General features: G+C 39.5%; 15 protein-coding genes. 8 read left to right on the forward strand and 7 right to left on the reverse strand.

Annotated elements, in window-relative coordinates:
* The gene (locus tag PaeCFBP13512_RS06895) at positions 1-921 is read left to right on the forward strand and encodes a response regulator (RefSeq protein ID WP_069327185.1); all 921 of its coding nucleotides are present in this window, start codon (positions 1-3) and stop codon (positions 919-921) included.
* A gap of 111 nt (positions 922-1,032) precedes the next feature.
* Here the strand turns inward: PaeCFBP13512_RS06895 and PaeCFBP13512_RS06900 are convergent, their stop codons facing one another.
* The 3 genes from PaeCFBP13512_RS06900 to PaeCFBP13512_RS06910 all read right to left on the reverse strand — a co-directional run bounded on the left by PaeCFBP13512_RS06900 (position 1,033) and on the right by PaeCFBP13512_RS06910 (position 5,162).
* Positions 1,033-1,830, reverse strand: a complete 798-nt coding sequence (locus tag PaeCFBP13512_RS06900; RefSeq protein WP_069327186.1) for a Cof-type HAD-IIB family hydrolase — start codon at positions 1,828-1,830, stop codon at positions 1,033-1,035.
* Between the two features lie 30 nt (positions 1,831-1,860).
* Positions 1,861-2,862, reverse strand: a complete 1,002-nt coding sequence (locus PaeCFBP13512_RS06905; protein WP_137222120.1) for a lipoate--protein ligase — start codon at positions 2,860-2,862, stop codon at positions 1,861-1,863.
* A 608-nt stretch (positions 2,863-3,470) separates the two neighbouring features.
* Positions 3,471-5,162 (reverse strand): methyl-accepting chemotaxis protein, encoded by a 1,692-nt coding sequence (locus PaeCFBP13512_RS06910; RefSeq protein ID WP_137222122.1) that lies wholly within the window; start codon positions 5,160-5,162, stop codon positions 3,471-3,473.
* A 511-nt stretch (positions 5,163-5,673) separates the two neighbouring features.
* On the opposite strand from PaeCFBP13512_RS06910, the gene PaeCFBP13512_RS06915 reads away from it, so the two are divergent.
* Positions 5,674-7,071 (forward strand): L-cystine transporter, encoded by a 1,398-nt coding sequence (locus tag PaeCFBP13512_RS06915; protein WP_137222124.1) that lies wholly within the window; start codon positions 5,674-5,676, stop codon positions 7,069-7,071.
* Positions 7,072-7,373: 302 nt separating this feature from the next.
* On the forward strand, positions 7,374-8,129 hold the full coding sequence (locus PaeCFBP13512_RS06920; RefSeq protein WP_137222126.1) for a queuosine precursor transporter: 756 nt from the start codon (positions 7,374-7,376) through the stop codon (positions 8,127-8,129).
* 155 nt (positions 8,130-8,284) lie between these two features.
* On the opposite strand, the gene PaeCFBP13512_RS06925 is transcribed toward PaeCFBP13512_RS06920, so the two are convergent.
* Both PaeCFBP13512_RS06925 and PaeCFBP13512_RS06930 read right to left on the reverse strand, forming a co-directional pair.
* Positions 8,285-9,373, reverse strand: a complete 1,089-nt coding sequence (locus PaeCFBP13512_RS06925) for a M24 family metallopeptidase (protein WP_137222128.1) — start codon at positions 9,371-9,373, stop codon at positions 8,285-8,287.
* 224 nt (positions 9,374-9,597) lie between these two features.
* Positions 9,598-10,104 carry a DinB family protein gene (locus tag PaeCFBP13512_RS06930; protein ID WP_069327192.1) on the reverse strand — a complete coding sequence of 169 codons (507 nt, stop codon included), beginning with the start codon at positions 10,102-10,104 and terminating at the stop codon, positions 9,598-9,600.
* Positions 10,105-10,326: 222 nt separating this feature from the next.
* Between PaeCFBP13512_RS06930 and PaeCFBP13512_RS06935 the strand changes: the two genes are divergently transcribed.
* Genes PaeCFBP13512_RS06935 through PaeCFBP13512_RS06945 form a run of 3 tightly spaced genes read left to right on the forward strand, consistent with a single transcriptional unit; the run spans position 10,327 to position 12,201 of the window.
* Positions 10,327-11,295 carry a DUF4261 domain-containing protein gene (locus PaeCFBP13512_RS06935; RefSeq protein WP_137222130.1) on the forward strand — a complete coding sequence of 323 codons (969 nt, stop codon included), beginning with the start codon at positions 10,327-10,329 and terminating at the stop codon, positions 11,293-11,295.
* 9 nt (positions 11,296-11,304) lie between these two features.
* Positions 11,305-11,805 carry a hypothetical protein gene (locus PaeCFBP13512_RS06940; protein WP_069327194.1) on the forward strand — a complete coding sequence of 167 codons (501 nt, stop codon included), beginning with the start codon at positions 11,305-11,307 and terminating at the stop codon, positions 11,803-11,805.
* 24 nt (positions 11,806-11,829) lie between these two features.
* On the forward strand, positions 11,830-12,201 hold the full coding sequence (locus PaeCFBP13512_RS06945; protein ID WP_069327195.1) for a hypothetical protein: 372 nt from the start codon (positions 11,830-11,832) through the stop codon (positions 12,199-12,201).
* A 65-nt stretch (positions 12,202-12,266) separates the two neighbouring features.
* Here the strand turns inward: PaeCFBP13512_RS06945 and PaeCFBP13512_RS06950 are convergent, their stop codons facing one another.
* Entirely contained in the window at positions 12,267-12,689 is a 423-nt protein-coding gene (locus tag PaeCFBP13512_RS06950) for a threonine/serine exporter family protein (RefSeq protein ID WP_069327196.1), read from the reverse strand.
* Between the two features lie 29 nt (positions 12,690-12,718).
* Positions 12,719-13,444 carry a threonine/serine exporter family protein gene (locus PaeCFBP13512_RS06955; protein WP_137222498.1) on the reverse strand — a complete coding sequence of 242 codons (726 nt, stop codon included), beginning with the start codon at positions 13,442-13,444 and terminating at the stop codon, positions 12,719-12,721.
* A 29-nt stretch (positions 13,445-13,473) separates the two neighbouring features.
* Here PaeCFBP13512_RS06955 and PaeCFBP13512_RS06960 point away from each other — a divergent pair, with 29 nt between their 5' ends.
* Both PaeCFBP13512_RS06960 and PaeCFBP13512_RS06965 read left to right on the forward strand, forming a co-directional pair.
* Positions 13,474-13,875: a hypothetical protein gene (locus PaeCFBP13512_RS06960; protein WP_137222132.1), complete on the forward strand. Its 402-nt coding sequence runs from the start codon at positions 13,474-13,476 to the stop codon at positions 13,873-13,875.
* A gap of 94 nt (positions 13,876-13,969) precedes the next feature.
* Positions 13,970-14,677, forward strand: a complete 708-nt coding sequence (locus tag PaeCFBP13512_RS06965) for a DUF4241 domain-containing protein (protein WP_083243431.1) — start codon at positions 13,970-13,972, stop codon at positions 14,675-14,677.
* Positions 14,678-14,736: the final 59 nt, after the last annotated feature.

Genomic DNA, 14,736 nt, shown 5'->3' on the forward strand with positions numbered 1-14,736 from the left:
ATGGCTTTATCTTTTTGTATTGTAGATGATGATCCAGCAACTCGTGCTATGCTTGAGAATATCATCAAAGAAAGTCAGCTTGGCGAAGTGATCGGTACAGCGCGAGGTGGAGAAGAAGGTACACGTATTATTTTGGAGACACATCCTGATGTGGTCTTAATTGATTGGTTGATGCCTGATCAAGATGGATTAGAAACAATTATGCAATTGAAACGTCAAGGTTATCATGGCAAATACGTGATGATCTCGCAGATCGAAAATCAAGAAATGGTTGGCGAAGCTTATCAATCTGGGATTGAATTTTTTATTCGAAAGCCTATTAACCGTATTGAAGTTGAGTCTGTTCTTTCCCGAGTGACCGAGCATACAGAGATTAAACACTATTTGAATGAGTTAAAATCTTCTTTGTCCAAACTCGATACACTCAGTCAGTTCTCGCCCAATACAGCGTCTTCCACATCAATAAAACCACGAACTGTAGATGATATGGTGCGACCGATTTATATGAATCTAGGCATTGTTGGCGAATCCGGTTGTGGTGATTTGACAGCGATTATGGAAATATTACTGGAACAGCAGGGTAAACCGGGTTCATTCCCACCGCTGCGACAATTGTATGAAGCCGCAGCTAGCCGTTATAAGCATACGCCGCGTGAAGTGGATAAAGAAGCTAAGGCGATTGAGCAACGTATCAGAAGAACGGTCACGACTGCACTTAATCATTTAGCATCAATAGGACTGACAGACTACGGCAATCCTAAGTTTGAACATTACGCTCCGCTTTATTTTGACTTTGAAGATATTCGTGCCAAAATGAAAGAGATTGATGAAGAACGGGATGATGGTAAAAGCAAAGTGAGTATCAAAAAGTTTTTGCAAGTCTTGTATCTGGAAGCATTGGATCAGATGAAAAATAGATAAATGAAGAGTATGTAAAAAAGCACCTTCCGAAGAGTATAGGATTATCTAGCATATATTACGCAGATGATCCTATACTCCTTGGCAAGGTGCTTCTTTGGTAGCTATTACAGATTAAGCGTTAAGAATAAATTTCTCAATCACTTCTTTAACACCGTCTTCGTTATTGCTAGCTGAAATATAATCAGCGATATCTTTGAGCGGTTGGATGGCATTTCCCATTGCTACGCCTAAACCTGCAACTTCTAACATTTCATGATCGTTCCATGAATCGCCTACAGCAATTGCATCTTTTAGATCACAATTGAAATAATCAGCAAGGAAAGTAAGCGCTGCGCCTTTGGTTCCTTCTTTGTGCATAATTTCAAGGAATTGAGGTTTGGACTTGGTAATATGAACACTATCGCCAAGCAATTCACGTAAGATCGGTTGTAATTCGTCCAAGAATGCAGGATCATCAATAATTAGCATCTTAGGTGTAGGTTGCTCGATCAATTTGTTGAAATCCGGTTCGATATGATACTGAGTACCATTCAAAGTTGCATAATCAATCAAATGTTGATTCACTTCACGAGCATATAATTTATCATCAATATAGGTTTGCAAATGCAAATTATGTTCGATGCAATATTCGAATAATTTACGAGCAGCTTCGATCGGCACATAACGCTCATACAATACTTTTTCATCCATCAAGTTTTTGACTAAAGCCCCTTGATACGTAATGATCGGTACATTAAGACCTGTTTGACGAGCGATAGCTTGAGCAGACGCATACGCACGACCTGTTGCTAGTGTAACAACCACATCTTTAGCGACAGCTTGTTCTAGAGCCGTCTGTGTAGCCGGTGTAACTTCTTTGTTATCGTTGATCAGTGTATCATCAATATCGATTGCGATTAATTTATACATGTAGGTAACTCTCCTTTTATCTATCTCATTCTAGTCTTGCAAAAATACCAATCCCACAAACTCTTCTAATTCAATATTTCCAAAATAGTGCTTAATATCTGTACCTGCTAAAGCAGTCTGAACGGCACTCTCTTCATAACGCTGACCACGTAATTTGTTTTCAATATCAGCCACATCACCTATACCGAAAAAGTCACCATAGATTTTGATCTCATGAATATGACCATCTTTGATATCCATACGTAAATCAATAATCCCTACAGGGAATTTGCGAGTGTGCTTGATATTGGATTCTGGTGATTGACCATAATTCCAATCCCAATTGCGATAACGTTCCGCCGAGATTTCATGGATTTTTTTCCAATCGTCTTCTGTCAGTACATATTGAGGAACTTCTGAAGGTTCTACACCAAAAATATGACGCAAAATATCGTCACGGAATTGATCCATGGTTAAAGGTTTTTCCAAAAATTCAGTAATATTAGCGACACGACTGCGTACTGACTTGGTGCTTTTTGATTTGAACTTTTCTGGATTCACTTTAAGCGCAGATTGCACATTATCCAGTTCTGAATCAAACATCAGTGTACCATGGCTAAACATCCGTCCACGTGTCGAAAATTGAGCATTTCCCGAAATTTTGCGTTCGCCCACTTGAAGATCATTACGTCCTGATAATTCGGCATTCACGCCAAATTGGTGTAATGCTTCCACAACAGGCTGGGTAAATTTACGGAAATTATGGAACGATTGACCGTCATCTTTGGTCAAAAAGCTAAAACTTAAGTTGCCTAGATCGTGATATACTGCTCCACCACCGGACAGACGACGTACCACATGAATATTGTTTTCTTTGACATATTCAGCGTTAATCTCTTCGATCGTGTTCTGATGTTTACCGATAATGATCGAGGGTTCGTTAATATAAAAAAGCAGGTAGCTATCATCCATTGGCAAATGTTTCAGTACAAATTCTTCGATTGCCAGATTGATGGTTGGATCGTGAATTCCCTGATTATCAATAAAAAGCATGATTCTTCCTCCGTTTGTACTCATCATTAACAGATTTTTATCAAAAAAGATGATAAATAGCCTGCTTTCTTATTGTAAACCAAACATTATGAAAATATAAGGGGGAAGGATTGAAGGGGGAGTGGTGGGAGAGCTGCGGGGATCGGTTCTTCTTGTCGTCGCTGTTGTAAAGGAATCCCTTGAATAACCGCTGGGCGGTAGGGATTCCTTTACAAAGGCGAGCGCTTCGCTCTTTCAGAAGAATCGATCCCCTCCGCAACTGTGGTTAGGGAGGCAATCCTAGTCCCAGGGGAGGGAGGAGTAGAAAAGAGTAGTTAGTAAGAAATGTGAGAATAGAGTAGATTGGTTAGGAAGTTTAAGAGTGATGAAGTGGTGGATTGGCGAAGAGAAAGGTGAATAGTAAAAAAGATAAATTTAAGAGGTAAGGATATAAGAGATCGCGGTAGGGATTAGTAAAGGAAGAGGAAGGAGGTGATTTGTTGAAGAAAGTGGTTAAGGTAGAAGCATTATGGAAAAAAGTAGGTAGCGGTATTAGTATGAAGAAAGCCAGTATAGGCTCGGGGAGCTATACTGGCTTGGGAATTTTTTGAGTAGGGAATGGGATGGAGTTAGATTTTGAATTTGCTGACGATGTTTTGTAGGGATAGGGCTTCGTTGTTGAGTTCGCGCATGATTTCGACGTAGGCTAGCATTTCGCCGGATTGGCGGTCAGCGTTTTTGGCGATTGCTTTGACGTTGGTCAGGGATTTGTGAGTGATTTCGGCAGTTTCATCTACAGAAGCACTTACTTCTTCAGAACCGGCTGAGATTTCTTGAGTTGCCGCTGAAGCAGATTGAACCGTTTGGTTTGCTAGTTGCATCATTTCCACAAAGCGATTGAACGCATCACCTGCTTGTTGTACTAATTCTGTTCCTGATTTCACTTCATTAGTCACGCTATCCATCGATTCGGTGGATTTTTGAGATTCTTGACGAATCGATTCGAGTGCTTCTTCGATCTCGTAGGTAGATGCACGAGATTGTTCGGCAAGCTTGCCTACTTCTTGAGCGACGACTGCGAAGCCACGACCATGCTCGCCTGCACGAGCTGCTTCAATCGAAGCATTCAGGGAAAGCATACGGATTTGTTTGGTGATATCGCTCATTGCTACAAGAATCTCACTGATCGATTCCGAACGTTCGATTAATGTTTGTACAGATAATTTGGTGTCCATAACTGCTTTTTCAACAGATCCCATTTGAGTGACTGCTTGTTGAGCCATTTGGTTACCAGTGATTGCACTATCTGAAGCATCACCGATTTGTTCTGAAATTTCAGCTGTAGATGAAGCGATATGCTGGATACCGGTTGTGATTTCTTCCATTGCTCGTGCATTTTCAGAAGTCGTATTAGCAATCATTTCACTGCCGGATTCAATACTAGTCACGGATTGAACAGATTGATCGACCATACGTTGCATTTTATTTAATCGTGTAGTTAACGCTTCTGTACCGACAGCTACTTTATCTGAGCTATCTAAGACTTGATGCACCATCGTACGTAAATTTTCGGTCATTAAGCGGAATCCACGAGCTAATTGAGCAATCTCATCATTACCTGTCATTTTGATATCTTGTTGTAAATTACCTTCTGCAACAAGGCGAGTATGACGAACAAGGCGTGCAAGTGGAAGGGTGATTTTACGGCTAAATTTGTAAGCGACCCATAGACATACGGCAAGAGCAACAATAGCTACAATCACTGTAGTCCAGATCAGATTCGAAATAATACTATTTACAAAGCTAGCATCCATACTCGCTGCTACAATTACCGAACTACCGGGTACACGATAATAGTAGGTAACTGTAGAACCAGCATCGGTCTGATAAAGGTCTGTTAACAGTTTGCCATCAGTCATCGCTTTATTGATATTGTCGCTTAGTTGAACTTCTTGTTTATCTTTGAAATTTTTGGAGCTATTAGCTACAGCTGCTACAACGGCTTTGTTATCTTCAATTCGAAGTAAGTATAGATTATCTAGTTGGTAAGCTTGAAGTTGGGTTTCTAAGTATGTTTCGATTTTCATAATTTCGCCACTGTTTCCCTGAGCGGCTTGCATAGCTTGTGTGCTGTCCATGCCTTTGATAATACCATCCATCGCAATATTTAAGACCTGACGGAATTGAGGAACTACATTTTGATTAATTACTCTTTGAGTCATAAAGAAAAAGAAAAGACTGAGTACAATACATACTGCTACTATCAGTGCAGCGAACGTCACCATAATTTTACGACTGATAAATTGATTGATTCTAAACATGCAAACTTGCCCCTTCCCATACTTGAAAAACAGTTACTTTTCTCTCATCCAACATGTAGCTATCTACAGATACAATCAAACTTTTAGCGACGTGACAAAATGTGACACAGAGTCTTATCTGATTCCCATCGAAATATGAAGCAACGCATACAATATATTGAATATTTTAAGCAAAAAGAACTATATTTATTCGACTCCTCCCGGTATTCATCCTATTTCAACAGGTTTTCCTGTAAATATGACATGAATAATTGCGTATATGATCTTAAAGTACTGAGTAAAAAGGTTCAAATAATTATCTATATTATATCAATCGACCACTGTTTGAATAGGTATTTTTTCATTTAATTAGTCATAAACCTAATTTTTTTCTATAAAAAGTGCAAAAAATGTAGAAAATACATGTTAAAACTATCTTACAAATAACCCTACCTGTTTACTCGACATTATGCTAAAATGAAATGCGACTCAATATTCAGGTCACTACATATATATCAAAAGGGGTGTCAAAATGAATGTTTTGCTAGTTATTGTGAATATAGCTGTTCTAGTCTTACTGATTGTTTTATTAGGTTGGATGCAGAAAAAGCATATTTCATTTACAAAGAGAGTATTTACTGGCTTAATTCTGGGGATTGCATACGGTGTAGTATTGCAATGGATTTATAGCCCGGATTCAGAAGTCATTTCAGATTCGATGGAATGGTTCGATCTGATAGGTAGTGGCTATGTTGGGTTACTTCAAATGGTTGTTATTCCACTGATTATGGTCTCGATCATTATGGCGATCCTGAAGCTAAGTGGTAAGCAAAATCTTGGTAAAATCAGTGGTTCTATTATAGGTGTATTGTTATTTACGACAGCGATTGCTTCAGCGATAGGAATTACAGTAGCACTTGGATTCAATCTAACGGCTCTGGATATTCCAGCAGGTGAAGCTGAACAACAACGTGGCGTGATATTGCAAGAACGTCTAGGTGATGTCGAAGATATGTCATTGCCTGCACAGTTACTAGAATTTATTCCGACTAATCCTTTTGCAGATATGACAGGATCTCGTCGTTCTTCTACATTAGCAGTCGTTATTTTCTCCGCTTTTGTTGGAGTTGCAGCACTGGGTCTTATACGCAAAAATCCAAAACAAGGTGAAATGTTCCAGAGCATGATGGGAGCGATCTACGGAGTAGTGATGCGAATGGTCACCATTATTCTACGCTTAACCCCTTATGGTATTCTAGCGCTTATCGCCAAAATGGTTGCCACGACAAGTGGTCAAGAAATACTGAAATTGATTAACTTTGTACTGGCTTCTTATGTGGCTTTGATTGCAATGTTTGTTGTTCATCTCATCATTCTAGCGATCTCAGGTCTTAATCCAATTCAATATGTGAAAAAAATTATTCCAACACTTACTTTTGCATTTACTTCTCGCTCTAGTGCAGCGACGATCCCGATGAATGTAGAAACGCAAACGAAAAAGTTAGGTGTATCGGAAGGGATTGCTAACTTATCTGCGAGCTTTGGAGCTACTATCGGGCAAAATGGTTGCGCAGGTATTTATCCATCGATGCTTGCGATTATGATTGCACCAATGGCAGGCGTAAATCCATTAGACTGGCAGTTTATTTTGACATTAATTGCAGTGGTAACGGTTAGTTCTTTGGGTGTAGCTGGGGTTGGTGGTGGAGCAACATTTGCAGCATTGATCGTATTATCTACCATGAATCTACCAGTAGCTTTAGCAGGATTGTTGATTTCTGTAGAGCCTTTAATCGATATGGGACGTACAGCACTGAATGTTAGTGGTTCGATGACTTCAGGTGTACTCAGCAGTAAATGGTTGAAAGAACAAAACAAAGACATTTACAACCAACCAGATCGTGATCTCGATACTGCGGAAGCTTCATAATTCATAAATATTAATCTATTGAAGTGTACATTGAATAACAGATAAACATTCAAAAGTCTATTCCTTATCATTATGAATAAGGAGTAGACTTTTTGGGCTTTATTGGAGTGTTTGCGTTGATATGACGACTGTTATTTTCAATTCAAAAGAAGATCCATATCGATAATGACATATCATTTATGGGAAAATTAGTGATAATAGTTGGCAGCTTGCTTGCTCATATGATAAAGTAAAACAGGTTTTCAGTGATTGATCCGCGGTTCGTAACCATCCCGCGTTATCAAAACTAGGGGGAAAAGGTCATGTTTAATATATGGTGGGGTATTTTATTTGTTATCGTTAATTATGGTTTGTTTACATTATGTTATCGATTATTTGGGATTAAAGGGATGTATGCTTGGATCGGGGTTGCTACAGTATTAGCTAACGTTCAAGTAATCAAAACCATTGAATTATTCGGAATAGTAACCACATTGGGTAACACAATGTATGTCAGTATGTATTTAGCAAGCGACCTTTTAAATGAGAAATTTGGACCGAAAGTAGCACGCAAAGCGATTTGGTTTGGATTTTTCACTTTAATTATGACAACTATCGTTATGCAAATGGCTTTAGAATTTAAAGCATATGGAGTCGATGGTACGAGTGAGGCACAATCAGCATTAGAAATTGTTTTTGGGCAGCTTCCTAGATTGATGATAGCCAGTCTATCTGCTTATCTAATCAGTCAATTTCTAGATGTACGTCTGTATACGTGGTTGCGTCAATTATTTCCTGCACCGCATCAATTATGGATACGTAATAACGGAAGTACGATGATTAGTTCGTTTGTAGATACACTTGTATTTTGTAGTATTGCTTTCTTGGGTCTATACGAATGGCAAGTCTGGATTGAAATTTTCTTGACGACGTATATTCTTAAATTTGTACTGACAGCAGCAGGAACACCATTTTTATACCTTGCGCGCAGTATGAAAGTAGCCGAAGAAGATAAGCCATTAATGATTAGTTATCAAATTGCCAAAGATAAGGAAGAACAAACACAAGAACAAGAATGAACAAAATAAGCTTATAGCAAAAGACACGCATACCAGATCAAGTCATACGATCTGTAGCGTGTCTTTTTTGAATAGAACGTGTTAGTTAACGATCTTAATATTGAAAATAAATAGTACTCATTATACGTATTGAATAGATCAAGAGTAGCTGTCGCTTATCCGAGAACGGTTAATTCTTTAGGGAACGAGCTAAGGACTTCAACGCCATCAGCAGTTACAATAACATCATCTTCGATGCGTACGCCACCAAGACCCGGAATATAGATACCTGGTTCTACAGTGAACAATACACATTCTTGTAATAGATTTTCATTTTGCCCGTGTACTGAAGGATATTCATGTGTATCCATACCCAGTCCATGACCCAGGCGATGAACAAAACGATCACCGTATCCGGCTTCAGTAATGACATCACGAGCCGCTTTATCAATTGAGGCAAAAGTAACACCGGGCTTGATCGCTTGAATAGCTGCTTCATTCGCCGCTAGAACGGTATGATAGACTTTGTTCAGTTCAGCATCCAGTTCCCCAATAGCGAATGTACGCGTGATATCAGATGCATATCCGTCTGCAAATAATCCTAGATCGAACATTAACAGTTCATTGGCTGCGATTTTACGAGTACCGGGTACACCGTGAGGAAGAGCGGTATTGGAACCAGAAAGAACCATCGTATCAAAAGCAGGCTTTTCTGCACCTACTTTTTTCATCTGGTATTCAAGTTCTGCAACCAATTCAATCTCGGTCACTCCAATACGTACGCTAGACAGACCACGACGTAATACTTCTTCAATCAATTGGATCGAATGTTTCATTCGTTTGACTTCATCCGGTGATTTACGTGATCTCATTGCATTGAGCATACTACCAATATCCTGATACGAAGTCGCTTCTAATACTTCAGACAATTGTTCATATCTCGCTACCGATAAGTTTTCTTTTTCGATACCTAGATTGCCAATACTGCCTTTGACACATTCTTTCAAACGTACATAGGGATTATCTGTATCGGTATGAGTCTCTATGCGTGATACGCTAGAAGAGCTACGAGCTTTGTCTTCATCCAGTGCAGGCAATAATAAAAAGGCTTCGTCTCCATCGGGAATAAAAAGCCCTAAAAAGCGTTCATGTGGATCACTGGCGAATCCAGTGAGATAGTATACGTGTTTGGGATCAGTAATCAATAAGCTATCTAATCCGTTCGTTTGCATATGGCCACGAATTTTGGCGATTCTGTCGTCCATGAGTGTAGTCTCCTTATTGTCTATAGAATGCATTACCAGACTATATCTATTTTAACGTGGAATATCCATTAGGACAAATAGACACAGCATTCACTTCCTTTTAATCAAATAAATAAGATCAATCCTAGACCGTTATTATTGAATGTGAAAATAGTGAATGTAAAAAAGCCTTCTCCATTATAGAGAAGGCTTTGTGTATATATTTAGTACGAGCTAGAAGCAAATTAATGATATTGAGATAACTCTGCTTCGATTTCTCGCATTTGTTCTAAATGTCGTTGTTCATGAAGTCCAATAAATTCAGTCCATTGTTGTAAAGTCAGTGGCCCAAATATAGGATGATCCATAGTCCGATGTTCCAGCATCACTGGATCTATACTTTCGATCAATTCAGTAAACAGTTCGCGTGAACGCACCAGTCTTGTCTGCAATTCGATTAAGGTACAATGTTTATCTGCGGGAACAAGTGCTAATGGTGCAGGTGTATGACGATTACGATCCAGCGTAAGATGAAAAGGAATCGACGGCATAGAAGAAGGAGCAGGATTTTCTTCATCTACTTTTATTCGCAATCGAGCAGTGATTGCCATTTCCATCAGATATAAATGTTCTAACACCTGTGCTATCGTCCATTTATCAGGCTGACTGTGTTCATTCATCACATTTTCATTTAAGGAATGGGCAAAATCCCAGATGTCTTGTCTTACTTTAATGGTGTTGGGATGAATCATATTCATGACCTCCTTGGCTATTAACCTATAAGTATATTTAAACATACTTGAGACTTTACAATCCAATCTTGCCAAATCATAGGTTTACGTTAACCCATAGGAATTGTATGATAAGAGGCGAACATAGATGATAACTAAATCGTTAAATAAGTGCGCCGTCTACATAAAATTAGGTTAATACTAGTTAAGCGAGCGATTGAGCGAAAGGAGAAAGAATAAACCATGAGTACACACGAATACGATGATAACGAACAAAATGAACAAGCCGATGAGGATTTTGGATTTTTTGATATATATTCTGCCCAACTATTATATCGTACGAAGCCAACGATTGATCGAGACACCTTGTATGCCAAAGTACAAGAATATACAGGCCCACTGCATACCGTTTTAGATGACCAAGGAGAAGAGCAGGAGGCACTCGCTGTATGGGAAGCAAATCCTACAGATGATCCCAATGCAGAAGCCGATCCGAGAGATCATTATCACTTTTTTCATCTCAATCATATGGTTCACTATGAAGATGGAGATTTGCCAGCGCAGACGGTGTTGATGCCTTCTGAAATGGAGCCTCAAGCTGAATTATATACCACTGCACTGCAACAATCATGGCATTGGCAAGAAGCTTCAGAAGTGCTTCAAGCCTGTGATTATGAACTCATGTTAACGGATATGATGGCAAGAGGGCTACCACATCAGCAACGGCTACAGCTATTTAATCAAGTATTACGTGCTATACTTGAAGTTGCTCCATGTGATGCAATTTACTGGCGTAGTAGTGATAAATTGATGGAACCTGCAGCTTTTTTAGCGGCGCTACAAGAAGGACAAGATTTGTATGGAGCATTGAATATTAGATTATACAATATTCAATCTGAGCAAGAACGTCAAGAGATGGTAATGGATAGTTGTGGATTAGCTGCATTAGGTGTACCGGATGTGCAGTGCCACTTTTATGATATGAATCCAAATGAAGTTGCTGGTTTCTTAATGGATATTTCGCATTATCTATATGAACAAGGCGATATTATTACGGATGGAGAAACGATTGGACAAGATGAAGAACAGCGATGGACCTGTGAGCATCAATTTTCATTGATAGCACCACGTAGAGTGGTGATTGATCTGAATCCGGGTAATCTCTATTATGCGGGAGTACAGGAATCCAGTCGTTCCCAAAGTCAGGAGTAGATCAAGGTTATGGAATATTACCGTTTGAGCTATGAAGAGAATGATGAGAACTATTATTTTGAGATTAATGAAGAACAGACGGTACTGCGTGAAGTAATCGAAGATGAAGAACGTTGGATTGTATCGAGTCAACGAGATGAAGAATTGCATTTCTGCCTGTATGATCAGCAGTTTGATCAAGATCTGGATCAAGGCGAGCGCAAAGATATCTCTGCTGCTGAATTTGAAGAAGTATGGCAGGAAGCAATGAAACCGTATATGAAAGATTGGGAAAAGACACAACAGATGTTTAAAGTAGGCGATCATGTTAAAGGGATTGTCGAAGTGATCTATCCGCAAGGCATTATTTTGAGCTTACCTAATGATGCACTGGGAATTATTAATGTAGGCGATTGTGTCAAAGGAATCCCGGCAGAAAGCTTATATCCAGGTCATCTGTTAAAAGCAGTCGTTGCTGGATTTGATCATGTGAATCTATGGATCAAGTTAGAGCAAGGGACGGTTGTATAGCGATCGAACCAAAGGAGGCTACTGATGGACAAGCAATCGATAGAAACGTTGCAAACCAAACTGCATCAAGGATCATTACTATCTGCTTCATTTCTGCAAGATTTAGATGCTGAGTCTTATCTTGCATATCGAGATCGTGCTGATTTTGATACCGAATGGATAGGAGCATATCAGAAATTACAACGGGACAGTCTGACAGAAGCCGAGCAAGTACAGCTCACTGAATGGAGTCGATTAGCTTTTGTCCATGTGATGCAAGAAGGCGGCGATGCTGATCTAGCAGCTTATGTGAGTGACGATATGGATATGATTTTTACCGCATTTACATTAGAAGTAGAAGATCATTTTATCGATAGATTAGTAGAATCGTATATAGATGAGCGTTTACCTGTATAGTGTCAGTAGACTTGGGCTGTATATGGAACGTTGTATATAGATGAGTATAAAAAATACGCCGGGATCTATTTGATCACGCGGCGTATCATTTGATTCAATACTTCGGATAACACAAGACCAAGAGCAATAGCACCTGATATCATAGCCGCTTGAGCTGCTAATTCCATAGCGACTGAATAATCATTTTCGACGAACTTACGCATCGCATTGTAAGCAAGCCCTCCCGGAACGAGTGGAATAATACCCGCTACACTAAAAATAATGACAGGTGTTTTGTAAATGCGAGCAAAAACCTGACTGATTCCACCTACAATTACCGTCGCAATCAATGAAGCAGACACTGGAGTCAACGATTCATACAGTAGCATATAGACCATCCAGCCTAACATTCCTGATATACCACATTGTAGTAAAGAAGCTCGGGGAGCATTGAAAATAATGCCAAATCCTGCCGAAGCAATAAAGCTGGTGATTAACTGCGCCAGCATAATTCATATAACCTTCTCTCATTCTAAATTCAATAAATAAATGTCAGCACAATCGCTACCCCTGAGCCAGTGGCAAAAGCAGTTAATAGCGCATCGGCTCCTTTGGAAATACCGGATACCAAATGACCTGCCATTAGATCACGAATCGCATTGGTAATAAGAAGACCGGGCACAAGCGGCATAATCGAACCGATAATAATCTTATCCAATTGATTACCCCAACCCCAGTTGATAAAGATAGCCGCCAGTAATCCGATCAGAAAAGCCGCAGATAACTCTGCAAAAAATTTCACTTGTACCCAGCGATGTAAATACAGCGAAGCCGCATAGCCCACACCACCTGCAACCACCGCAGGTAAGAAATCAGCCCAGCTTCCTTGAAACATAATGCTAAAACATCCACTGGCAATTGCAGCAGCGATAATCCGCATACGAACACTATATTCACCAGGTGCCGCCTCGATCACTTTTAACAATTCATAAGCTTCATGTACATTCAGTTCGCCACTACTAATGCGGCGTGATACCAGATTCACCTGTGCAATCTTGTGCAGGTCTGTTGTACGTTCTGCAATCCGTATTAACTTCGCAGGGTCTGTTCCATTTGTAGAAAACATAATTACCGTCGGCGTAACATAACTATGAGATCCAGGAATCCCCAGCGTCTCTGCAATCCGAATCATTGTATCTTCTACACGATACGTTTCCGCACCACTTTGTAACATAATTTTACCGGCAAGCAGACAGGTATCCATAATTTCAAAAATCGCCCGACTGATCGTTGATGGTTGATCCAAAGCTATTCTCCGTTCTCAGCGCTTGGCAGTATAAGCGCGATTCTTCTATTCAAATCAAAAGTGATTTTTGCAGAGCAAAATATCTTACATCCAGCGCTTGGCAATATAAGCGCGATTCTTCTATTTCAATCAAAAATGATTTTTGCAGAGCAAAATATCTTACATCCAGCGCTTGGCAATATAAGCGCGATTCTTCTATTTCAATCAAAAATGATTTTTGCAAAGCAAAATATCTTACATCAGCGCTTGGCAGTACAATCACAATTCTTCTATTATTTCATGTTACAGCATCGTATCATATTATGCTTGATTCTACACAATCATTCAATGGAAAATGTGAGGTTTATGCGAGTAATGAAGATATCGTGGACAATATCCAAAATTTTTAAGCGAAAATTCAAATTTTTTGCAGAGAACATGTACCGTATTCTTTAAATAGGAGTATAATGGAAAATAATCTACATCTGATTGGAGGAAAAGAAGATGGGCGAGGTTCTTAAAGAAAGTAAGGTGCTGGAAGAAGTTTTCAAAGACGGATTTGCCTTAGAACAAGTCAAATTATGGAGAGGCCAGAGACGTAATCTTGCTTTTTATACCAAGTCTATCGGGGAACTGCGTGTGATAACCGGCAAGATTGTAGCCGATGATCCATACAGCTTGATCGAATCGACACCTTTTGTACAGACTTTCCCCACAGGTTCTTTTCCAATAGAATTATCGATTGCACGTATTACCGATCCTACAGATCGGCATAAAGATCATGTAGATGAACGCATTGCATTTGCACGCATTACCTTTAATTCCAATCCTGTAGCAAGATGGGTAGGCGCAGAGCGTGAAGTTCAAGCCGATGCTAATTTGTATCAGCTCGATGAACATGCACGTTGGGGATATGCAGTCGATTCAGGCACAGGTAGCTTTTTGGATGCTGAAGCGTATGCATGGCTTGCTTTTCAACAAGAACAAGAAAATCCTGAAGTGGCTCAAGAGTTGATGGAAGCATGGGAACTTGCAGCCGAAGAATCATATCTTCATACACGAAGCTGGCTTGTTCAAGAACTGGATAATGGACACAATATTGCACTGTTTTCTAGCGGGTTTGGCAATGGAATTTATCATAGTTATATCGGTTATGATAGTGAAGGCAATTGTGTACAATTGTTAACAGACTTTAATGTATATCCTGATTAAATCATAAAGTGAAGCCGGGTGAAGTGATTCATCCGGCTATACGTGTGTAATAAATAACA

The sequence above is a fragment of the Paenibacillus sp. CFBP13512 genome (assembly GCF_005233705.1).
Lineage (GTDB): Bacteria > Bacillota > Bacilli > Paenibacillales > Paenibacillaceae > Saccharibacillus > Saccharibacillus nuruki.